The sequence below is a fragment of the Oleiphilus sp. HI0079 genome (genome assembly GCF_001635105.1).
The window spans coordinates 1-501 of record NZ_LWFT01000720.1 but is presented as its reverse complement, the minus strand read 5'-3'; the positions used below and the strand labels follow the sequence as shown (position 1 = coordinate 501).

Below are 501 nucleotides of genomic sequence, written 5' to 3'. Positions count from 1 at the left end.
TCAGTTTAGACAAGGAAAAACAAAAAACAAAAAAAAACGGGCCTATGGCCCGTTTTTTTGATTATTTTACAAGCAGTTACTGGTTTTGCATCTGCTCTTTGATCAAATCACCGATCGTAGTCGGACCTGACGATTCGATCTGCTTGTCGCGAACGTCTTTCATCGCCTGCTTCTCGTCATCAATATCTTTCGACTTAACAGATAGATTGATCACACGATTCTTACGATCAACGTTGATGATTTTCGCTTCAACTTCATCGCCTTCTTTCAGCTGAGTAGTAAGATCTTCAACACGATCTTGACTCATTTCAGAGGCTTTCAAAGTAGCTTCCACATCATCTGCCAGAACAACAACTGCAGCTTTCGCATCTACAGACTTAACAGTACCTGTAACGATTGTGCCTTTGTCATTTGCTTGCACGTACTCAGCAAATGGATCGCTGTCTAGCTGCTTAACACCTAGAGAGATGCGCTCACGCTCAGGATCTACAGAAAGGATAA

Annotated in this window: 1 protein-coding gene; it reads right to left on the bottom strand. The window is 42.1% G+C overall.

Annotation, left to right across the window (positions count from 1 at the left end):
• Positions 1–76: 76 nt before the first annotated feature.
• Positions 77–501 (bottom strand): S1 RNA-binding domain-containing protein (locus tag A3750_RS13080; RefSeq protein ID WP_156498575.1); only part of this gene is annotated, 425 nt, incomplete at its 5' end.